Source organism: Streptomyces sp. NBC_01351 (genome assembly GCF_036237315.1).
In the GTDB taxonomy this organism is placed as follows: Bacteria; Actinomycetota; Actinomycetes; order Streptomycetales; family Streptomycetaceae; genus Streptomyces.
In genome coordinates this window covers 6,475,212-6,496,036 of record NZ_CP108356.1, presented here as the reverse complement: position 1 = coordinate 6,496,036, position 20,825 = coordinate 6,475,212, and the positions used below count along the sequence as shown (strand labels likewise).

Here is a 20,825-nt window from a genome sequence, read left to right as displayed (position 1 = left end):
GGGTAGGACGGACGGTCCCCACCACGGTCATCACGACGGAAACCGCCACCGGCGCCGCCGGTGGGACGGTCACCACGGTCGTCACGGCGCGGGTAGGACGGGCGGTCGCCGCCACGGTCGTCACGACCGCCACGGAAACCACCACGGTCGTCATCGCGACGCGGGTACGAGGGACGGTCCCCACCACGGTCATCACGGCGCGGGAAGCTCGGACGGTCCCCGCCACGGTCGTCACGACGGAAGCCACCGCCGCCACCGGTGGGACGCTCGCCACCACGGTCATCGCGACGCGGGTAGGAGGGGCGGTCGCCGCCACGGTCGTCACGACGGAAACCGCCGCCACCACCGGTGGGACGCTCGCCACCACGGTCATCGCGACGCGGGTACGAGGGACGGTCCCCACCACGGTCGTCCCGACGGAAACCGCCACCGGCGCCGCCGGTGGGACGGTCACCACGGTCGTCACGGCGCGGGTAGGACGGGCGGTCGCCGCCACGGTCGTCACGACCGCCACGGAAGCCACCACGGTCGTCATCGCGACGCGGGTACGAGGGGCGGTCCCCACCACGGTCATCACGGCGCGGGTAGGACGGGCGGTCGCCGCCACGGTCGTCACGACCGCCACGGAAGCCACCACGGTCGTCATCGCGACGCGGGTACGAGGGGCGGTCCCCACCGCGGTCATCACGACGCGGGAAGCTCGGACGGTCGCCACCACGGTCGTCCCGACGGAAACCGCCGCCACCGCCACCAGTGGGACGGTCACCACGGTCATCGCGACGCGGGTAGGACGGGCGGTCCCCACCACGGTCATCACGACGCGGGAAGCTCGGACGGTCACCGCCACGGTCGTCACGACGGAAACCGCCGCCACCGCCGGCAGGACGGTCCCCACCGCGGTCATCACGACGCGGGAAGCTGGGACGGTCCCCACCACGGAAACCGCCGCCGCCACCGCCACCGGAGGGACGACCGCCACGGTCGTCGTCACGGCGCGGGTACGAGGGACGGTCGCCACCACGGTCATCACGGCGGAAACCGCCGCCACCGCCACCGCCGGCGGGACGGCCGCCACGGTCATCGCGACGGAAACCGCCGCCACCGCCGGCACCGGTCGGACGGCCACCACGGTCGTCACGACGGAACGGGGGACGGTCGCCGCCACGGTCGTCACGGCCCCCGCGGTAGCCGCCCCTGTCACCGCCGTCGTTGCGCCGAGGCTCGCGCTCCGGACGATCGTCGGGAGAGTTGGACATGGGTGTGACTCCTGTCTTCGGGGTACCGCTAGTCATTCTCGCGCAACCAACCCATGGCCGCGCTTCGGCGTAAAGAGGTGAAAAACAAAAAGGACCCTTGGTCCAGCGTTGAACGCTGGACCAAGGGTCCTTTGAAAGATTGTTCGGCGGCGTCCTACTCTCCCACAGGGTCCCCCCTGCAGTACCATCGGCGCTGAAAGGCTTAGCTTCCGGGTTCGGAATGTAACCGGGCGTTTCCCTAACGCTATGACCACCGAAACCCTATCGGTTTCGAGCGAACAAGCACACTTTGTAGTTATGTTCTAGCTCTAGAAACCAGCAACTGTTCGTTGCTTCAGAACTAACACAGTGGACGCGAGCAACTGAGGACAAGCCCTCGGCCTATTAGTACCAGTCAGCTTCACCCGTTACCGGGCTTCCACATCTGGCCTATCAACCCAGTCGTCTACTGGGAGCCTTACCCTCTCAAGGAGGTGGGAATACTCATCTTGAAGCAGGCTTCCCGCTTAGATGCTTTCAGCGGTTATCCCTCCCGAACGTAGCCAACCAGCCATGCCCTTGGCAGGACAACTGGCACACCAGAGGTTCGTCCGTCCCGGTCCTCTCGTACTAGGGACAGCCCTTCTCAATATTCCTACGCGCACAGCGGATAGGGACCGAACTGTCTCACGACGTTCTAAACCCAGCTCGCGTACCGCTTTAATGGGCGAACAGCCCAACCCTTGGGACCGACTCCAGCCCCAGGATGCGACGAGCCGACATCGAGGTGCCAAACCATCCCGTCGATATGGACTCTTGGGGAAGATCAGCCTGTTATCCCCGGGGTACCTTTTATCCGTTGAGCGACGGCGCTTCCACAAGCCACCGCCGGATCACTAGTCCCGACTTTCGTCCCTGCTCGACCCGTCGGTCTCACAGTCAAGCTCCCTTGTGCACTTACACTCAACACCTGATTGCCAACCAGGCTGAGGGAACCTTTGGGCGCCTCCGTTACTCTTTGGGAGGCAACCGCCCCAGTTAAACTACCCATCAGACACTGTCCCTGATCCGGATCACGGACCGAGGTTAGACATCCAGCACGACCAGAGTGGTATTTCAACGGCGACTCCACAACCACTGGCGTGGCTGCTTCAAAGTCTCCCACCTATCCTACACAAGCCGAACCGAACACCAATATCAAACTATAGTAAAGGTCCCGGGGTCTTTCCGTCCTGCTGCGCGAAACGAGCATCTTTACTCGTAGTGCAATTTCACCGGGCCTATGGTTGAGACAGTCGAGAAGTCGTTACGCCATTCGTGCAGGTCGGAACTTACCCGACAAGGAATTTCGCTACCTTAGGATGGTTATAGTTACCACCGCCGTTTACTGGCGCTTAAGTTCTCAGCTTCGCAACCCCGAAAGGTCACTAACCGGTCCCCTTAACGTTCCAGCACCGGGCAGGCGTCAGTCCGTATACATCGCCTTACGGCTTCGCACGGACCTGTGTTTTTAGTAAACAGTCGCTTCTCGCTGGTCTCTGCGGCCACCCCCAGCTCACGGAGTAAATCCGATCACCAGTGATGGCCCCCTTCTCCCGAAGTTACGGGGGCATTTTGCCGAGTTCCTTAACCATAGTTCACCCGAACGCCTCGGTATTCTCTACCTGACCACCTGAGTCGGTTTAGGGTACGGGCCGCCATGAAACTCGCTAGAGGCTTTTCTCGACAGCATAGGATCATCCACTTCACCACAATCGGCTCGGCATCAGGTCTCAGCCTTAATGAGGGACGGATTTGCCTACCCCTCGGCCTACACCCTTACCCCGGGACTACCACCGCCCGGGCTGGACTACCTTCCTGCGTCACCCCATCGCTTACCTACTACCACCTTGGATCGGCGGCTCCACCACTTTCCTTTCCCCGAAGGGTCCGGAACGGCTTCACGGCCTTAGCATTAGAGGATTCGATATTGGGCGTTTCAAAGCGGGTACCGGAATATCAACCGGTTGTCCATCGACTACGCCTGTCGGCCTCGCCTTAGGTCCCGACTTACCCTGGGCAGATCAGCTTGACCCAGGAACCCTTAGTCAATCGGCGCACACGTTTCTCACGTGTGTATCGCTACTCATGCCTGCATTCTCACTCGTGAACCGTCCACAACTAGCTTCCGCTGCTGCTTCACCCGGCACACGACGCTCCCCTACCCATCACAGCGGGCGTTGGCCCTATTGCTGCAATGACACGACTTCGGCGGTACGCTTGAGCCCCGCTACATTGTCGGCGCGGAATCACTTGACCAGTGAGCTATTACGCACTCTTTCAAGGGTGGCTGCTTCTAAGCCAACCTCCTGGTTGTCTCTGCGACTCCACATCCTTTCCCACTTAGCGTACGCTTAGGGGCCTTAGTCGATGCTCTGGGCTGTTTCCCTCTCGACCATGGAGCTTATCCCCCACAGTCTCACTGCCACGCTCTCACTTACCGGCATTCGGAGTTTGGCTAAGGTCAGTAACCCGGTAGGGCCCATCGCCTATCCAGTGCTCTACCTCCGGCAAGAAACACGTGACGCTGCACCTAAATGCATTTCGGGGAGAACCAGCTATCACGGAGTTTGATTGGCCTTTCACCCCTAACCACAGGTCATCCCCCAGGTTTTCAACCCTGGTGGGTTCGGTCCTCCACGAAGTCTTACCTCCGCTTCAACCTGCCCATGGCTAGATCACTCCGCTTCGGGTCTAGAGCGTGCAACTCAATCGCCCTATTCGGACTCGCTTTCGCTACGGCTTCCCCACACGGGTTAACCTCGCTACACACCGCTAACTCGCAGGCTCATTCTTCAAAAGGCACGCAGTCACGACCGTTGTTCCGAAGAACAACGGCGACGCTCCCACGGCTTGTAGGCACACGGTTTCAGGTACTATTTCACTCCGCTCCCGCGGTACTTTTCACCATTCCCTCACGGTACTATCCGCTATCGGTCACCAGGGAATATTTAGGCTTAGCGGGTGGTCCCGCCAGATTCACACGGGATTTCTCGGGCCCCGTGCTACTTGGGAGATTCTTAAGCAAGCCGCTGATGTTTCGTCTACGGGGGTCTTACCCTCTACGCCGGACCTTTCGCATGTCCTTCGACTACATCAACGGTTTCTGACTCGCCGACCGGCCGGCAGACCGATCAAAAGAATTCCCACAACCCCGCATGCGCAACCCCTGCCGGGTATCACACGCATACGGTTTGGCCTCATCCGGTTTCGCTCGCCACTACTCCCGGAATCACGGTTGTTTTCTCTTCCTGAGGGTACTGAGATGTTTCACTTCCCCTCGTTCCCTCCACACTGCCTATGTGTTCAGCAGTGGGTGACAGCCCATGACGACTGCCGGGTTTCCCCATTCGGACACCCCCGGATCAAAGCTCAGTTGGCAGCTCCCCGGGGCCTATCGCGGCCTCTCACGTCCTTCATCGGTTCCTGGTGCCAAGGCATCCACCGTGCGCCCTTAAAAACTTGGCCACAGATGCTCGCGTCCACTGTGTAGTTCTCAAACAACGACCAGCCACCCATCACCCTGACCTATACAGATCAAGTTCACTGGGGCCGGCACTGAAGATCGCAACCTTACGGCCGTACCTTCAGGACCCAACAACGTGCCAAGCACCAGACATCTTCCGTCTCCTCTTTCCACGCCGAAGCAGTACTCGAGAACCATCAGACAATCCGGTGCCAACTAATCAACGTTCCACCCATGAGCTGACCGTGCAGAACATTTGTCTGCAATCGGTACTGTGCTCCTTAGAAAGGAGGTGATCCAGCCGCACCTTCCGGTACGGCTACCTTGTTACGACTTCGTCCCAATCGCCAGTCCCACCTTCGACAGCTCCCTCCCTTACGGGTTGGGCCACCGGCTTCGGGTGTTACCGACTTTCGTGACGTGACGGGCGGTGTGTACAAGGCCCGGGAACGTATTCACCGCAGCAATGCTGATCTGCGATTACTAGCAACTCCGACTTCATGGGGTCGAGTTGCAGACCCCAATCCGAACTGAGACCGGCTTTTTGAGATTCGCTCCACCTCACGGTATCGCAGCTCATTGTACCGGCCATTGTAGCACGTGTGCAGCCCAAGACATAAGGGGCATGATGACTTGACGTCGTCCCCACCTTCCTCCGAGTTGACCCCGGCGGTCTCCTGTGAGTCCCCATCACCCCGAAGGGCATGCTGGCAACACAGGACAAGGGTTGCGCTCGTTGCGGGACTTAACCCAACATCTCACGACACGAGCTGACGACAGCCATGCACCACCTGTATACCGACCACAAGGGGGGCACTATCTCTAATGCTTTCCGGTATATGTCAAGCCTTGGTAAGGTTCTTCGCGTTGCGTCGAATTAAGCCACATGCTCCGCTGCTTGTGCGGGCCCCCGTCAATTCCTTTGAGTTTTAGCCTTGCGGCCGTACTCCCCAGGCGGGGAACTTAATGCGTTAGCTGCGGCACCGACGACGTGGAATGTCGCCAACACCTAGTTCCCAACGTTTACGGCGTGGACTACCAGGGTATCTAATCCTGTTCGCTCCCCACGCTTTCGCTCCTCAGCGTCAGTAATGGCCCAGAGATCCGCCTTCGCCACCGGTGTTCCTCCTGATATCTGCGCATTTCACCGCTACACCAGGAATTCCGATCTCCCCTACCACACTCTAGCTAGCCCGTATCGAATGCAGACCCGAGGTTAAGCCTCGGGCTTTCACATCCGACGTGACAAGCCGCCTACGAGCTCTTTACGCCCAATAATTCCGGACAACGCTTGCGCCCTACGTATTACCGCGGCTGCTGGCACGTAGTTAGCCGGCGCTTCTTCTGCAGGTACCGTCACTTTCGCTTCTTCCCTGCTGAAAGAGGTTTACAACCCGAAGGCCGTCATCCCTCACGCGGCGTCGCTGCATCAGGCTTTCGCCCATTGTGCAATATTCCCCACTGCTGCCTCCCGTAGGAGTCTGGGCCGTGTCTCAGTCCCAGTGTGGCCGGTCGCCCTCTCAGGCCGGCTACCCGTCGTCGCCTTGGTGGGCCATTACCCCACCAACAAGCTGATAGGCCGCGGGCTCATCCTTCACCGCCGGAGCTTTCAACCCCCGCCCATGCAGGCAGGAGTGGTATCCGGTATTAGACCCCGTTTCCAGGGCTTGTCCCAGAGTGAAGGGCAGATTGCCCACGTGTTACTCACCCGTTCGCCACTAATCCACCCCGAAGGGCTTCATCGTTCGACTTGCATGTGTTAAGCACGCCGCCAGCGTTCGTCCTGAGCCAGGATCAAACTCTCCATGAATGTTTACCGGTAATCCGGTTCACACACACGAAAGAGCGGGCCAGTCTTGGTCGGAATAAGACCGACTGACCACAACGTCCTCGCTGTGTTGTTGCCTGCAAGCACTCCACGAGGGAGCCTTACAGGTCTTTTTCAAAGGAACCTCATCCACCGAAGTGGACGGGGTATCAACTTCTGGCGTTGATTTTTGGCACGCTGTTGAGTTCTCAAGGAACGGACGCTTCCTTTGTACTCACCCTCAGCAACACTCGCTGGGGCTTTCCTCCGGGCTTTCGTTCTGCTGTCTTGCGTTTCCAACTCTACCAGATCATTTCCGTGTCGTTTCCGACTTGGATTTGAATTCGGTGACCGTTGGGGGTCTTTGCCTTTCGGCACTCCGCTACGTTAGCGCTTTTCCCTTGCGGCTCATAATCGAGCCGCTGGCCGGGAATTCGGGCATGCCGAATAAGACCCCGCCAGGGGTAAGTCGTAGGTAGTGGTTTGGCCGCTCTGGGGGTCTGCCGATGGCAGTGCCCCGTTCAAGCGGCTCGGGCTACGTTAGGCGTCCGGCAAGGGCGAGTCAAGTTGAGCGGCGGCGTGGCGCGTGGGCTCTGTACGGGCTCACCGTCGGGTCGTGCGTGATCCAGAAGCGGTAGGGGTGGGCCGCGCCGGCTCCGCCCACTCCCGTGCGGGGTCCGCTGCTCACCAGGTCGGGTGTGGTGGGGGTGCCGGTGAGTAGGGACAACGGGGAGTCGGGGCCGGCGCAGAGGTCCGTGCCGTCCAGGGAGCGGTCCACGTCCAGGGCCGCGGCCAGTCGGGCCGGGCCTTTGGCCAGTTCTCGGGGGTACCTGGCTGAAATTCGGCGTTTGGCGGCCAGGTCGGCACCCACCGTGACCTCACCTGCGCGGATCAGGACCCCGCTCGCGTGGTCCGGTGGGCCGCACACCAGGTTGAGGCTGAACCACATGCCGTAGATGAAGTACACGTACGCGTGTCCGGGCGGACCGAACATCGATGCGTTGCGTGCGGTGCGGCCGCGGTAGGCGTGGGAGCCCGGGTCGGACTCCCCCTCGTAGGCCTCGACCTCCGTGATGCGCAGTTCGATGGGGCCGTCCGGGGTGCGGCGGACGAGGGTGCGGCCGAGGAGGTCCGGGGCCACCGTGAGGACCGGGCGGTCGAAGAAGGACCGGGGCAGGGGCGTACGGTCGGGGCGCGCGCTCATCCGGTCGAGCGTAGTGGAACGCGTGCACCTGCAACCGGGGCCTAAGGTTCCGCGTTGGTAAGGGGTAGTCGCGGCGTACTCGCCAGAGGCGTTTCGCCAGATCCTTAGATCCATATCAGGGAGTTTGAGCATGGGGTTCAGGAAGCTGTTCGCGAGCCTGGGTGCCGGTGGTGCCTCGGTGGACACGGTCATCACCGAGCCGAACGTCGTGCCGGGCGGGATCGTCCAGGGCGAGGTCCGGATCCAGGGCGGATCCGTGGAGCAGAAGATCGAGGGGCTGTCCGTCGGTCTGCAGGCGCGGGTCGAGGTCGAGGGCGGTGACGACCAGGAGTACAAGCAGGACGTGGTCTTCTCCAAGCTGAAGCTCGGCGGTGAGTTCCAGGTGCAGGCCGGCGCGCTGCACGTGGTGCCCTTCGCTCTGGAGATCCCGTGGGAGACGCCGATCACCCACTTCGGGGGTCAGCACCTGCACGGGATGAACATCGGGGTGAGCACCGAGCTGGAGATCGCGCGCGCCGTGGACGCGGGCGACCTCGACCCGATCAACGTGCACCCGGTGCCGGCGCAGCAGGCGATCCTCGACGCGTTCCGGCAGCTGGGCTTCACCTTCCGCAGCGCCGACATGGAGCGCGGGCACATCCGCGGGACGCGGCAGACGCTGCCCTTCTACCAGGAGATCGAGTTCCTGCCGCCGTCGCAGTACCGGGGGCTGAACCAGGTCGAGCTGACCTTCGTCACGGACGGGCGGGAGATGGACGTCGTCCTGGAGATGGACAAGAAGCCCGGTCTGTTCAGCGAGGGCAGTGACACCTACCGCTGCTTCCAGGTGGGGCTGCAGTCGTACCAGGGAACGGACTGGGTGGCGTACCTGAACCAGTGGATCGCGTCGGTCGGTTCGCAGCGCAACTGGTTCTGACGTGCCGGAGCCCTAGGCTCCGTCTCCACGAGGTTTCCCGTTCCGGCCAGGAGGGTTCAGACGTGACCAAGCGAGACAGGGCGCCGCTTCCGCACGAGTTCCACCCCGAGGTGCACGAATTCACCGTGACCAGTGCCGATCTGGTGCCGGGCGGGGAGCTCGGTGCGGCTCAGGTCAAGGCCGGCGGCGACGTGTCGCCGCAGCTGCGGTGGGAGGGGTTCCCCGAGGGGACGAAGAGCTTTGCCGTGACCTGCTTCGATCCGGACGCGCCGACGGGCAGCGGGTTCTGGCACTGGGTGCTCTTCGACCTGCCGGTCTCGGTCACTGAGCTGCCGGCCGGGGCGGGCAGCGGGAAGTTCGAGGGGCTGCCGTCCGGGGCGGTGCACGTGCGCAACGACTACGGGACCAAGGACTTCGGCGGGGCTGCTCCGCCCGCCGGGGAGCGGCACCGGTACGTCTTCACGGTGTACGCGGTGGATCGGGAGAGGCTCGGCCCCGGCAAGGACGCGTCCCCGGCCGTGGTCGGTTTCCATCTGCGGTTCCACGCCCTCGGGCGGGCTCAGCTCATCGGTGAGTACGAGGCCCCCGCGAGCTGATCTCTTCTCCCGGCGTTTGCCCGGTCCTGGTCTAAAGAAGGCCCGGACCGGGCATTTTTATTGCGTTGTCCCGCGTGGCACGCGCGGCGAGAGTGGTTGCGGGCCTTGCCGCCACGGTGGTCGCGGGCCTGCACACGGGAGGTGGGCGAGATGCGGGACACGCTGGTGCTGAACGCGAGCTTCGAGCCGCTGTCGACGGTGACGCTGAACCGGGCTGTGGTCCTGGTGCTCCAGGACAAGGCCGTCGTCGAACAGTCGCACCCGGATCTGCGTGTGCGCGCGGCCACCATGGAGCTTCCGCTCCCCCGGGTGATCAGGCTCTGCAGGTACGTCCGGGTGCCCTTCCGAAGACATGCTCCCTGGTCGCGGAGGGGGGTGTTGGTCCGGGACCAACACCGGTGCGCGTACTGCGGGAAACGCGCGACGACCGTGGACCACGTGCTGCCGCGGGCCCAGGGGGGCGGGGACAGCTGGCTGAACACGGTGGCTTCCTGCGCCGAGGACAACCACCGCAAGGCGGCGAGGACTCCGGAGGAGGCTGGAATGCCGCTCCTCCGGAAGCCCTTCGTGCCGTCTCCGGCGGACGCCATGTTGCTGGCCCTGGGGGTGAACGGGCGGGACGCGCTGCCGGAGTGGCTGGAGCGTTCTGCCTGATCTGCCGGTCCGCTGAGTGACGTAGGGCTTCTACGTCGCTCAGCGGAGCAGTAGCTGGACGATCGCGAGGGTTCCGACCACCACGATGATCGCGCGGAGGACCGTCGGCGGGAGGCGACGGCCGACCTTGGCGCCGATCTGGCCGCCGATGGTGGAGCCGACGGCGATGAGCAGGACGGCCGTCCAGTCGAACTCGGCGACGAAGAGGAAGAACACGGCGGCGATGCCGTTCACCAGGGCGGCGACGACGTTCTTCACGGCGTTGATGCGTTGCAGGTCCTCGTGGAGGAGCAGGCCCATCAGGCCGAGGTAGAGGACGCCCTGGGCGGCACCGAAGTAGCCCCCGTACGCGCTGGAGAGCAGCATTCCGGTGAGCAGGGCGGGGCCGCCGTCGGGGTGGCCCGGGTCGCCTCCGGTGGACTCCTGGCGGCGGCGCAGGTAGGCGGCGAGGCGGGGCTGGAAGACGACGAGCACGAGGGCCAGTCCGATGAGGACGGGCACGATCGTGTCGAAGGAGTCGGACGGCAGGGTGAGGAGCAGGACGGCTCCCGCGAGACCGCCGACGAGGGACACGGCGCCGAGCCGCAGGATGCGGGCGCGCTGTCCCTGGAGCTCCTTGCGGTAGCCGATGGCTCCGCTGATGGAACCGGGCACCAGGCCGAGGGTGTTGGACACGTTGGCGGTGACCGGCGGCAGGCCGGTGGCCAGCAGCACCGGGAAGGTGATCAGGGTGCCGGAGCCGACGATGGTGTTGATGGTGCTGGCGCCGATGCCGGCCGCGAAGACCGCGAGTGATTCCCAGATGGACATGGGCGGGGTCGTCCCCTTTGCATGAGTGAGTCGCCTCCCCGCCGTGAAGGTCGAGGGGCCTCACTGATCATGCCGGAGGGGGCGGGCCGGGGTGTCCGGGGGGTCAGGGCCGGGCCCAGCCCTGGCCCCCCGGACACCCCCTAGTCGATGGGGGGCTGCTCGCGGCGTTCCGCGGCGTCCTTGTCGCGGGCGGCGGGGATGCCGCCGCCGTCCTTGCCGGCGTTCTGCGGGTTGAAGCCGGAACCGGCGCCCATCGGGCCGAAGTTGCCCATGGCTCCGGAGAGGCCCTTGAGGGCGTCGCCGATCTCGCTGGGCACGATCCAGAGCTTGTTGGCGTCGCCTTCGGCGAGCTTCGGGAGCATCTGGAGGTACTGGTAGGCGAGGAGCTTCTGGTCGGCGTCGCCGGCGTGGATGGACTCGAACACCGTACGGATGGCCTGCGCTTCGCCCTCGGCGCGCAGCGCGGCGGCCTTGGCGTCACCCTCGGCGCGGAGGATGGAGGACTGCTTCTCGCCCTCGGCGCGCAGGATCTCGGACTGGCGGACACCCTCGGCCTGGAGGATCGCGGCACGCTTGTCGCGGTCGGCTCGCATCTGCTTCTCCATCGAGTCCTGGATGGAGGTCGGCGGCTCGATGGCCTTGAGCTCGACGCGGTTGACGCGGATGCCCCACTTGCCGGTGGCCTCGTCGAGGACGCCGCGCAGGGCCGCGTTGATCTCCTCGCGGGAGGTGAGGGTCCGCTCCAGGTCCATGCCGCCGATGATGTTGCGCAGGGTGGTGACGGTGAGCTGCTCGATGGCCTGGATGTAGCTGGCCACTTCGTACGTCGCGGCGCGGGCGTCGGTCACCTGGTAGTAGATGACGGTGTCGATGTTGACGACCAGGTTGTCCTGGGTGATGACCGGCTGCGGCGGGAAGGGGACGACCTGTTCGCGGAGGTCGATCCGGTTGCGGATCGAATCGATGAACGGGACGACGATGTTGAGGCCCGCGTTGAGGGTGCGCGTGTAGCGGCCGAAGCGCTCGACGATGGCGGCGCTGGCCTGCGGGATCACCTGGATCGTCTTGACCAGTGCGATGAAGACCAGAACCACCAGAATGATCAGGACGATGATGATCGATGACATGCGGTTCCCCGTGCCCTTCCGGCTGTCTGTGCTGCCCCGTTGAACGGAGTCTCGCAGACCCGGGGGCCGCGAGCAGGATGCTTGTCACATGACGACGGCGGTCGCCCCGTCGATCTCCACGACGTCGACCGACTGGCCCGGTTCGAAGCTGGTGTCCGCGTCGAGGGTGCGCGCGGACCAGACCTCGCCGGCGAGCTTGATGCGGCCGTCGCGGCCGTCGACGCGTTCGAGGACGATCGCACTTCTGCCCTTCAACGCGTCGATCCCGCTGCGGTGTTGGGGGCGCTGGTCGCGGTGCCGGTTGGCGATCGGCCGGACGACGGCGATGAGCGCGACCGACACGATCACGAAGACCAGGACCTGTGCCACCACTCCCCCGCCAAGGGCCGCCGTGACGGCGGCCGCGACCGCGCCGGTGGCGAACATGCCGAACTCCGGCATGGCGGTCAGGACGAGGGGGATGCCCAGTCCGACCGCGCCGATGAGCCACCACACCCATGCGTCGATGTCCACATGGTCATGGTAGGCGGGGTGGGCGCGGTCGGGACAGGGTGCGGGGACCGTGCGCTGGTGTGCGGGCGCACTAGCGCAGGGGCAAACCCTGGGCGGTCCAGCGGTCGTTGCCGTTGCGCTCGACGATCAGCGGGAGGCCGAAGCAGAGCGAGAGGTTGCGGGAGGTCAGTTCGAGGTCGATCGGGCCCGCGGCGACGACCTTGCCCTGACGGATCATCAGGACGTGGGTGAAGCCGGGCGCGATCTCCTCGACGTGGTGCGTGACCATGACCATGGAGGGTGCGAGCGGGTCGCTGGCGAGCCGGCCGAGGCGCCGTACGAGGTCCTCGCGGCCGCCGAGGTCCAGGCCGGCGGCGGGCTCGTCGAGGAGCAGCAGCTCGGGGTCGGTCATCAGCGCGCGGGCGATCAGCGTGCGCTTGCGCTCGCCCTCGGAGAGGGTGCCGAACTTCCGGTCGAGGTAGTCGCTCATGCCGAGGCGGTCGAGGAAGGCGCGGGCGCGCTGCTCGTCGATCTCCTCGTACTCCTCCTGCCAGGTCGCCGTCATGCCGTAGGCGGCGGTGAGGACGGTCTGCAGGACGGTCTGCCGCTTGGGGAGCTTGTCGGCCATCGCGATGCCGGCGATGCCGATGCGGGGGCGCAGCTCGAACACGTCGGTGCCGGGCTTGCCGAGGGTGCCGCCGAGGATGGTGGCGGTGCCCTTGGTGGGGAAGAGGTAGCTGGAGGCGAGGTTCAGCAGCGTGGTCTTGCCGGCGCCGTTGGGGCCGAGGATCACCCAGCGCTCGCCCTCCTTGACCGACCAGGAGACCTGGTCCACCAGCGCCCGGCCCTCGCGGACCACGGATACGTCCACCAGCTCCAGAACATCGCTCATGAGCGTGTTGTCACCCCTTGCAGTCACGGTTCTGTGCGCGCCTGTAGGCGCGGCCCCAGGGGAAAACCTACGCCACTCGGAGCGGGGTCCGGGGCCGGGGCCCGGTGCCGGGGTGCATCCGTAAAGTAGGGGGATGCTTTTCGAACCACGTTCAGGGCGGCTGGCCGCCTGGGGGAACGCTCTGCTGGCCGGTCTGGTCTCGCCCGACGAGGCCGTGTTGTCGATCGTGGGCGAGGACGCCGTGCACCGGGTGGCGGGGCTGCCGGGTGAGGCGGAGCCGGTGGGGCTCACGCTGGCGCTCGGGCGGCTGCGGACGCTGGGGGCGAGCGGGCTGCGGGTGGCGCTGCCCGCGCCGGGGCATCCGCTGGGGCTGAGCGGGCCGCCGGAGTTCAACGCGCGGGCGCTGGAGGCCGAGGAGGCCGTGGTGTGCGTGGGCGCTGCGCTGGGCTTGGTGCCGGAGGTGACCGAGGCGGGCCCGGCGGGTGACGTGCACGTCTCGGTGGTGTGGCACTGCCTGCCGGTACGGGAGGCTCCACCGGCGGACGTGCCGTCGCTGGGCGAGGCGGAGCGGGAGCTGGCGGAGGCGCTGCGCGAGGCGACGGTGGTGCTGACGCGGCTGGACGTGGCGGGGTCGGGGCCGGTCGCGGAGGCCGCGCTGTCGGCGTACCGGGCGCGGGCGGAGGCCGGACCGTCCGGTGACGCGCTGGCGCCGGGGTATCCGGCGCGGGCGGTACGGGTGCTGTCGCTGGCGCAGCGGGTGGACCTGCTGGTGTCGCTGGCGTACGAGCACGGGCACGGGGGCGCGGTGTCCTCGTCCGAGATGGCTGCGCGGGCCGAGGCCTTGCGGCCGGTGGAGCGGGTGGCTCGGCGGGCGCTCGTCGCGGCGTACAACGCGGCCGTGGAGGAGCGCGAGCGGGGTCGCTAGCCGCGGGCTCGGGGGCGTGGCCGACCGGACGGGGCTGCGCCCCGGCTCCTGGGGCTCCGCCCCAGACCCCGCGCCTCAAACGCCGGCGGGGCTGATTTTTGCCCGGCGGCGCCTGGATGGCGGGCGGGCCCGGTTTTGCCCGGTGGCACTGGGATGCCCGGAGAGGCGTTCCTGCCCGGCGGGCTGGGGGCGGCCGGCCGGGCGCCGGCTGATGCCCCTCGGGCTGCACACGGCTGCGGCCCCGCTTCCCGGGGAGAGGGGGGAAGCGGGGCCGGTGTGAGGCGCCCTGCTACGCGGCCCGGGCCACACGACGGACGGAGTCCGGCGCAGCGGCTCGAAGCCTGCGGAGCAATGCGAGAGCTGCGTCGGGAATGGGCCCGGCGCAGCGGCTCGATGGCTGCGGAGCAGTGCGAGGGCCGCGTCGGGGATGGGCCCGGCGCAGCGGCTCGATGGCTGCGGAGCAGTGCGAGGGCCGCGTCGGGGATGGGCCCGGCGCAGGGCCTCGAAGCCCGCGGAGCGGTGCGAGCGGGCGTAGTTAGGAATTGACGCCCGTGTTGCCCCAGGCTCCGTTCAGCAGGCCGATCGCGGTGACCGAGTTGCCCACGACGTTGACCGGGACGTGGACCGGGACCTGGAGCAGGTTCCCGGAGGCCACGCCGGGCGAGTTCAGGGCCTCGCCCTCCGCCGACGCACTGCCGTGCGCCGAGGAGACACCGGCGCCGGCGGCGACGAGGCCGCCCGCGATCATGGTGACTGCTGCGGCCTTCTTGAAGTTCTTCACGTTCTCGTCCTCCAGTACGTCCGCCGCGACCAGCCGTCGCGGCACGTCATGGAGAACGGTCGGCCCGTGATCGGGATGCGCCATCCGGGCTACATACACCCGACCGTATGAATCTCCGCTTAGTGTCCGATTACTCCGCCAGGCCGTGCCTGACGGCCCAGAGCGCGGCCTGGGTGCGGTCCGATAGGTCCAGTTTCATCAGGATGTTCGAGACGTGCGTCTTGACCGTCTTCTCCGAGAGGACGAGGGCCCGGGCGATCTCGCGGTTGGAGCGACCGTCCGCGATCAGGCCCAGGACCTCGCGTTCCCGGTCGGTGAGGGATCCGGGGCGGCCGGTGCCGGACGGGTTCTGCTCCTCCTGGGAGAGGAGGGCCTGTGCCACCTCCGGCTGGAGGAGGACGTGGCCCGCGTGGACGGAGCGGATCGCGCCGGCCAGGGCGTCGGGGTCGATGTCCTTGTAGACGTATCCGGCGGCTCCGGCGCGCAGCGCGGGGATCGCGGTCCGCTGTTCCGTGAAGCTGGTGACGATCAGCACGCGGGCGGGGTTGGCGAGCGCGCGGAGCCGGCGCAGGGCTTCGATGCCGTCCGTGCCCGGCATCTTCACGTCCATGAGGATCACGTGGGGCCGCAGCTCCTCGGCGCGGGCGATGCCCTCCTCGCCGTCGGAGGCCTCGCCGACCACCTCGATGTCGTCCTGGACCTCCAGGAAGGTGCGCAGGCCGCGGCGGACCACCTGGTGGTCGTCGACCAGCAGGATGCGGATTCGGCCGGTGTCGTCAGCCACCGGGGACCTCCATCTCGATCGTGGTGCCCTTGCCGGGCTCCGAGTGGACGGTGAGCCGGCCGCCGACGCCGCTCGCGCGGTCCCGCATGGAGACGAGGCCGAGGTGGCGGCCCGCGCGGCGGACGGACAGGGGGTCGAAGCCCTTGCCGGTGTCGAGGACCTTGAGCACCGCGCCGCCGCCGTCGGCGGTGCGGGTCAGGGTGACCTCGACCCGGTCGGCGTCGGAGTGGCGCAGGGCGTTGTGGAGGGCTTCCTGGGCCACGCGCAGGAGTGCCTCCTCCTGGGTCGAGGGCAGGGCCCGTACACCGTCACAGGTGAAGGTGACGTGCGCGGTGTGCGCGCGGTCGAGCACGTGGACGTGGGTGCGGAGGGTGGCGACGAGGCCGTCCTCGTCGAGGGCGGCCGGGCGCAGCTCGGTGACGGCGGCGCGTAGTTCGTCGGCGGCCTCGGCGGCGAGGGCGGAGACCTGATGGAGCTCGTCCTTGGCGCGGGCCGGGTCGCGGTCGACGAGGGCGGCCGCCGCCTGGGCGGTGAGGCGGAGCGAGAACAGCTTCTGGCTGACCGCGTCGTGCAGCTCGTGGGCGAGGCGGGAGCGCTCCTCGGCGATGGTCAGCTCGCGGCTGCGTTCGTAGAGCCGGGCGTTGGTGAGGGCGATGGCCGCGTGCTGGGCGAGGAGGGCGAGGAGTTCCTCGTCCTCGTCGGTGAAGCCCTCCGGGCCCTTCTTGTTGGCGAGGAAGAGGGCGCCGAGGATCTCCTCGCCGTCGCGGACGGGCAGCCCGAGGAAGTCGGACATCTCGGGGTGGGCGGCCGGCCAGCCCCCGAAGCGGGGGTCCTGGCGTACGTCGGCCAGGCGCTCGGGGCCGTCCTGGTGGAGCATCGCGGCGAGGATGCCGTGCTGGCGGGGCAGCGGGCCGATGCGGCGCCACTGTTCGGGGGTGATGCCGTCCACCACGAACTGGGCGAAGCCGCCGTGGTCGTCCGGGACGCCGAGGGCCGCGTACTCGGCGTCCAGGAGCTCGCGGGCCGATACGACGATCGTGCGCAGGACGTCGCGGACCTCCAGGCGGCGGCTCATGGCGAGCAACGCGGTGCTCACTGCGGCCAGGCCGGTGCGTTCCGGTCCCGTGCGTCCTTTGTGCATGCGCTCACCGTACCCACGACGGTGACCTGCGGGATCGGGCCTCGGGCGTAGGTCCCGGGACCTGTACGGGTGGGTCCCACGGCCGAGGCGGGGGCGGCGGCGGGGGGTGTGAGCGGGTGGGCGGCGCCACCGGAGAAGGGACTGTATATAAGGGACATTCCGCCGGGGCTTGTGACCCGGGGGAGGCGGTGGTCGGGCGGGCGCCGTACGGCACGGGAACGCCCGCCGTGACGTCCCGGCTCTGCCTTTGGCACGAGTTCGGGACCTTCTCCTGCTACTCAAGGATGAGATCGGTCACCGATTGCATTGCTTCAGCAACGCTCGGTGAAATCGTTACGTGCCCGATGTGAGCCCGGGCATAGGACCCAGATCACTTACGAAGTTCCCTAGTGGACGGATAAAGGTCCCGTCAGTGCGGGTGCGCCTAGCGTCGAGGCCGGAAATCGAGCCTCCGCTCCCGCCCGTGATCCACTAAGCAGGATCGTACGTCACACCTTTGCCACAGCTTTTTGCCACCGCTAAGAATTGCCCTCGTCGCACAGCGCCGCGGATCCCAGATCCTCGCGGCGCTTTCCTGCGGCCCCCGCTATTCGAAGAGGTTGCCCCCGCCATGTCTGCTTCCAGCACTCCCGGTCACAGTCGTCTGACGAAGGCACACAAGCTGTCCATTGCCGGCGTCGCCACGTTCAGTGCCGCCGCGCTCGCCTTCTCCCTGGTCCCGGCCGACGCCGCCCAGGCCGAGACGGTCTCCGCCGCCCCCGTCGCCTGGACCCAGGCCGTCAACGGCACGCAGACCAAGGCAATGCACGGTCACCTCTCCGCACAGCAGGTCATCGCCGACGCGAACGCGAAGGCCGCAGCGAAGGCCAAGGCCGACGCCGCCGCCAAGGCCAAGGCCGAGGCCGCCGCGAAGAAGGACCGCGAGCAGAAGGCCGCCGCGAGCCGCTCCGCCGCCCGCACCCCCGTCTTCGCGAACAACCTGGACGGCTGGATCAAGGAAGCCCTCTTCATCATGAAGAAGGAGGGCATTCCGGGCACCTACGCCGGTATCCACAAGAACGTCATGCGCGAGTCCAGCGGTAACCCGATGGCGATCAACAACTGGGACATCAACGCCCAGAACGGCATCCCCAGCAAGGGTCTGCTCCAGGTCATCCTGCCGACCTTCAAGGCGTACCACGTCAAGGGCACCAAGTTCGACCAGTACGACCCGGTCGCCAACATCGTCGCCGCCTGCAACTACGCGGCCGACCGTTACGGCTCGATGGACAACGTCAACAGCGCCTACTAGGCCTGGGCCTCTGTGCGCCTCAGGGCGGCACCCGGATTCCGGGTGCCGCCCTGAGGCGTTCTCATGCGTTCTGGTGGGTGGGTGCCGCGGGTCGCGTTACTTGCCGGCCCGCATGACCTCCGGCTCGTGGCGGCGCAGCAGGCGCTGGACCAGGAAGCCGCAGGCGATGCCGATGAGCAGCAGGATGGTGATGTTCAGGCTCCACTGGCCGACCGTGGCGTCCCAGAGCGGGTCCGTGTTGGTCGGGTTCTCCGCGTCCCACGGCGGCATGAGCTTGCCGAGGTTCAGCGTGGTGCCCGCGGCGGCGATGGCCCAGCGGGACGGCATCAGCCAGGCGAACTGCTCCAGGCCCGGGGAGTCGTACACCTGGAAGAGGATGCCGGTGAACACGACCTGGACGATCGCGAACATGACCAGCAGCGGCATGGTCTTCTCGGCGGTCTTCACCAGCGAGGAGATCACCAGGCCGAACATCATCGAGGTGAAGCCGAGCGCGATGACCGACAGGCAGATCTCGACGGCCGGCGGCATGATCAGGCCCTCGGTGGGCAGATCGCGCGGGAAGAAGCCGATCGCGCAGATGATCACGCCCTGGATGGCCGTGATGACGCCGAGGACGATCACCTTCGACATGAGGTACGCGGACCGGTACAGGCCGGTCGCGCGCTCTCGTTCGTAGATCACGCGTTCCTTGATCAGCTCACGGACCGAGTTCGCGGCGCCGGAGAAGCACATGCCGACCGCGAGGATCAGCATGATCGTGCCGGCGTCGCCGTTGAAGCGGTGCGGCGCGACCGGCGGTGCCAGGCCGAACTTCGCGGGGATCACCGTGGAGACCACGCCCAGGACCGCGGGCAGCAGCACCATCAGGGCCAGGAAGCCCTTGTCCGAGGCGATCACCGAGACGTAGCGGCGGATCAGCGTGAACAGCTGCGAGCCCCAGCCCTGCGGCTTGGTCGGGCGCATCTGCTGGGCCGGGGGCATCGCAACCGACTGCGGGGCGACCGCGTCGAGGTCGGCGGCGTACAGCTGGTAGTGCTGCGAGCCCTTCCAGCGGCCCGCCCAGTCGTAGTCGCGGTAGTTCTCGAAGGCCGAGAAGACGTCCGCCCACGTGGTGTAGCCGAAGAAGTTCAGCGCGTCGTCCGGCGGGCCGAAGTACGCGACCGAACCGCCGGGGGCCATGACCAGCAGCTTGTCGCAGATGGCGAGCTCGGCCACCGAGTGGGTGACGACGAGGACCGTGCGGCCGTCGTCGGCGAGGCCGCGCAGCAGCTGCATGACGTCGCGGTCCATGCCCGGGTCGAGGCCCGAGGTCGGCTCGTCCAGGAAGATCAGCGACGGCTTGGTGAGCAGCTCCAGGGCCACGGACACGCGCTTGCGCTGACCGCCCGAGAGCGCGGTGATCTTCTTTTCCTTGTGGATGTCGAGCTTGAGCTCGCGCAGCACCTCGTCGATGCGGGCGGCGCGCTCGGACTCGGCGGTGTCACCGGGGAAGCGCAGCTTGGCCGCGTACTTGAGGGCCGTCCGTACGGTCAGCTCCTTGTGCAGGATGTCGTCCTGCGGGACCAGGCCGATGCGCTGGCGGAGCTCCGCGAACTGCTTGTACAGGTTGCGGTTGTCGTAGAGGACGTCGCCCTGGTCGGCGGGCCGGTAGCCGGTCAGCGCCTTGAGCAGGGTCGACTTTCCGGAGCCGGACGGGCCGATGACACCGATCAGCGACTTCTCCGGGACGCCGAAGGTGACGTCCTTGAGGATCTGCTTGCCGCCCTCGACCGTGACGGTGAGGTGGCGGGCCGAGAAGGAGACCTCGCCGGTGTCGACGAACTCCTCGAGGCGGTCGCCGACGATGCGGAACGTCGAGTGGCCGACGCCGACGATGTCGTTCGGGCCGAGCAGCGCGGTGCCGGACTTGGGCAGCGGCTGACCGTTGACGTAGGTGCCGTTGTGGCTGCCCAGGTCGTGGATCTCGAAGCGGCCGCCGGGCATCGAGCGGAACTCGGCGTGGTGGCGGGACACCTGGAGGTCGGAGACCACCAGCTCGTTCTCCAGCGCACGGCCGATCCGCATGACGTGGCCCAGCGAGAGCTGGTGGAACGTCGTCGGGCTGCGGTCGCCGTACGCGGGTGCGCCGCCCTGGGCGGGGCGGGCCGCGGCGGCGCCCTGCTGGTGCGGGAAGTGCGGCTGCGCCTGCTGCGGCTGCTGCTGTGCGTGCTGCTGCTGTTCCCAGACCTGCTGCTGCGGCTGCTGCTGCGGGGCCTGGTAGGCGGGAGCCGGCTGGGCGTACGCCTGCGCCGGGGCCGCCTGCTGGGCGTGCTGCGGCGCGGCGGCAGCGCTCAGATTCAGCCGCGGGCCGTCGGTGGCGTTGCCCAGGTGCACCGGCGTGCCGGGCACGAGCTCGGTCTGCTGGACCCTGGCACCGTGCACGTACGTGCCGTTGGTGCTGCCGTGGTCCTCGATGCCCCAACCCCGGCCGTTCCAGGCGATGGTGGCGTGCCGCCACGACACCCGCGCATCGTCGATCACCACGTCTCCCTGGGGGTCGCGCCCCAGCGAGTACGACCTGGACGGATCGAGCGTCCAGGTCCTTCCATTCAATTCCAGTACGAGTTCCGGCACTCCAGCCCCACTTAAGTCCCCCGAGAATCCCCCTGACGTCAGGGAGTCT

14 protein-coding genes, 3 rRNA genes and 1 pseudogene are annotated in these 20,825 nt (G+C 66.8%); 5 read left to right on the top strand and 13 right to left on the bottom strand.

All coding sequences use genetic code 11. The features are described from left to right. Positions 1-125: 125 nt before the first annotated feature. The 5 genes and pseudogenes from OG625_RS29955 to OG625_RS29935 form a co-directional block, all read right to left on the bottom strand. Positions 126-1,229: pseudogene (locus tag OG625_RS29955) on the bottom strand (hypothetical protein); the annotation flags it as partial. Between the two features lie 168 nt (positions 1,230-1,397). Then, positions 1,398-1,514: ribosomal RNA gene (gene rrf, locus OG625_RS29950) — 5S ribosomal RNA — on the bottom strand. 106 nt (positions 1,515-1,620) lie between these two features. Further along, positions 1,621-4,742: ribosomal RNA gene (locus tag OG625_RS29945) — 23S ribosomal RNA — on the bottom strand. Between the two features lie 283 nt (positions 4,743-5,025). After that, a 16S ribosomal RNA gene (locus OG625_RS29940) occupies positions 5,026-6,550 on the bottom strand. Together the 16S, 23S and 5S rRNA genes form the textbook arrangement of a ribosomal RNA operon. A 559-nt stretch (positions 6,551-7,109) precedes the next feature. After that, positions 7,110-7,751 carry a DNA-3-methyladenine glycosylase gene (locus tag OG625_RS29935; protein ID WP_329387217.1) on the bottom strand — a complete coding sequence of 214 codons (642 nt, stop codon included), beginning with the start codon at positions 7,749-7,751 and terminating at the stop codon, positions 7,110-7,112. A 130-nt stretch (positions 7,752-7,881) separates the two neighbouring features. Between OG625_RS29935 and OG625_RS29930 the strand changes: the two genes are divergently transcribed. The 3 genes from OG625_RS29930 (at position 7,882) to OG625_RS29920 (ending at position 9,917) form a co-directional block, all read left to right on the top strand. Continuing rightward, positions 7,882-8,667, top strand: coding sequence for a sporulation protein (locus OG625_RS29930; protein WP_329387215.1), 786 nt, complete (start codon positions 7,882-7,884; stop codon positions 8,665-8,667). A gap of 62 nt (positions 8,668-8,729) precedes the next feature. Beyond that, entirely contained in the window at positions 8,730-9,263 is a 534-nt protein-coding gene (locus tag OG625_RS29925; RefSeq protein ID WP_329387212.1) for a YbhB/YbcL family Raf kinase inhibitor-like protein, read from the top strand. 150 nt (positions 9,264-9,413) lie between these two features. Continuing rightward, positions 9,414-9,917 (top strand): HNH endonuclease, encoded by a 504-nt coding sequence (locus OG625_RS29920; RefSeq protein WP_329387210.1) that lies wholly within the window; start codon positions 9,414-9,416, stop codon positions 9,915-9,917. Positions 9,918-9,956: 39 nt separating this feature from the next. Here the strand turns inward: OG625_RS29920 and OG625_RS29915 are convergent, their stop codons facing one another. The 4 genes from OG625_RS29915 to OG625_RS29900 form a co-directional block, all read right to left on the bottom strand. Further along, positions 9,957-10,727: a sulfite exporter TauE/SafE family protein gene (locus OG625_RS29915; RefSeq protein WP_329387208.1), complete on the bottom strand. Its 771-nt coding sequence runs from the start codon at positions 10,725-10,727 to the stop codon at positions 9,957-9,959. Between the two features lie 140 nt (positions 10,728-10,867). Beyond that, positions 10,868-11,854 (bottom strand): SPFH domain-containing protein, encoded by a 987-nt coding sequence (locus tag OG625_RS29910; protein ID WP_329387206.1) that lies wholly within the window; start codon positions 11,852-11,854, stop codon positions 10,868-10,870. 84 nt (positions 11,855-11,938) lie between these two features. Continuing rightward, a complete protein-coding gene (locus OG625_RS29905; RefSeq protein WP_329387204.1) occupies positions 11,939-12,367 on the bottom strand; it encodes an NfeD family protein in 429 nt (142 codons plus the stop codon). A gap of 70 nt (positions 12,368-12,437) precedes the next feature. After that, the gene (locus tag OG625_RS29900) at positions 12,438-13,238 is read right to left on the bottom strand and encodes an ABC transporter ATP-binding protein (protein ID WP_329387202.1); all 801 of its coding nucleotides are present in this window, start codon (positions 13,236-13,238) and stop codon (positions 12,438-12,440) included. 133 nt (positions 13,239-13,371) lie between these two features. On the opposite strand from OG625_RS29900, the gene OG625_RS29895 reads away from it, so the two are divergent. Continuing rightward, the gene (locus OG625_RS29895) at positions 13,372-14,163 is read left to right on the top strand and encodes a hypothetical protein (RefSeq protein ID WP_329387200.1); all 792 of its coding nucleotides are present in this window, start codon (positions 13,372-13,374) and stop codon (positions 14,161-14,163) included. A 535-nt stretch (positions 14,164-14,698) separates the two neighbouring features. Here the strand turns inward: OG625_RS29895 and OG625_RS29890 are convergent. The 3 genes from OG625_RS29890 to OG625_RS29880 all read right to left on the bottom strand — a co-directional run bounded on the left by OG625_RS29890 (position 14,699) and on the right by OG625_RS29880 (position 16,869). Continuing rightward, positions 14,699-14,944 carry a chaplin gene (locus OG625_RS29890; protein ID WP_329391089.1) on the bottom strand — a complete coding sequence of 82 codons (246 nt, stop codon included), beginning with the start codon at positions 14,942-14,944 and terminating at the stop codon, positions 14,699-14,701. 130 nt (positions 14,945-15,074) lie between these two features. Next, on the bottom strand, positions 15,075-15,728 hold the full coding sequence (locus OG625_RS29885; RefSeq protein WP_329387198.1) for a response regulator transcription factor: 654 nt from the start codon (positions 15,726-15,728) through the stop codon (positions 15,075-15,077). Then, on the bottom strand, positions 15,721-16,869 hold the full coding sequence (locus tag OG625_RS29880; protein WP_329387196.1) for a GAF domain-containing sensor histidine kinase: 1,149 nt from the start codon (positions 16,867-16,869) through the stop codon (positions 15,721-15,723). The genes OG625_RS29885 and OG625_RS29880 overlap by 8 nt, the downstream gene beginning before the upstream one ends. Positions 16,870-17,479: 610 nt before the next feature. On the opposite strand from OG625_RS29880, the gene OG625_RS29875 reads away from it, so the two are divergent. After that, positions 17,480-18,160 carry a transglycosylase SLT domain-containing protein gene (locus OG625_RS29875; protein ID WP_329387194.1) on the top strand — a complete coding sequence of 227 codons (681 nt, stop codon included), beginning with the start codon at positions 17,480-17,482 and terminating at the stop codon, positions 18,158-18,160. 96 nt (positions 18,161-18,256) lie between these two features. Here OG625_RS29875 and OG625_RS29870 read toward each other — a convergent pair whose 3' ends face one another. Then, on the bottom strand, positions 18,257-20,776 hold the full coding sequence (locus OG625_RS29870) for an ABC transporter ATP-binding protein/permease (protein WP_329387192.1): 2,520 nt from the start codon (positions 20,774-20,776) through the stop codon (positions 18,257-18,259). Between the last annotated feature and the right edge of the window lie 49 nt (positions 20,777-20,825).

Coding starts and splice junctions, on each gene's coding strand:
- OG625_RS29935 (WP_329387217.1), bottom strand. CDS start 7,751: ATGAGCGCGCGCCCCGACCGTACGCCCCTGCCCCGGTCCTTCTTCGAC.
- OG625_RS29895 (WP_329387200.1), top strand. CDS start 13,372: ATGCTTTTCGAACCACGTTCAGGGCGGCTGGCCGCCTGGGGGAACGCT.
- OG625_RS29875 (WP_329387194.1), top strand. CDS start 17,480: ATGTCTGCTTCCAGCACTCCCGGTCACAGTCGTCTGACGAAGGCACAC.
- OG625_RS29915 (WP_329387208.1), bottom strand. CDS start 10,727: ATGTCCATCTGGGAATCACTCGCGGTCTTCGCGGCCGGCATCGGCGCC.
- OG625_RS29930 (WP_329387215.1), top strand. CDS start 7,882: ATGGGGTTCAGGAAGCTGTTCGCGAGCCTGGGTGCCGGTGGTGCCTCG.
- OG625_RS29910 (WP_329387206.1), bottom strand. CDS start 11,854: ATGTCATCGATCATCATCGTCCTGATCATTCTGGTGGTTCTGGTCTTC.
- OG625_RS29880 (WP_329387196.1), bottom strand. CDS start 16,869: ATGCACAAAGGACGCACGGGACCGGAACGCACCGGCCTGGCCGCAGTG.
- OG625_RS29920 (WP_329387210.1), top strand. CDS start 9,414: ATGCGGGACACGCTGGTGCTGAACGCGAGCTTCGAGCCGCTGTCGACG.
- OG625_RS29900 (WP_329387202.1), bottom strand. CDS start 13,238: ATGAGCGATGTTCTGGAGCTGGTGGACGTATCCGTGGTCCGCGAGGGC.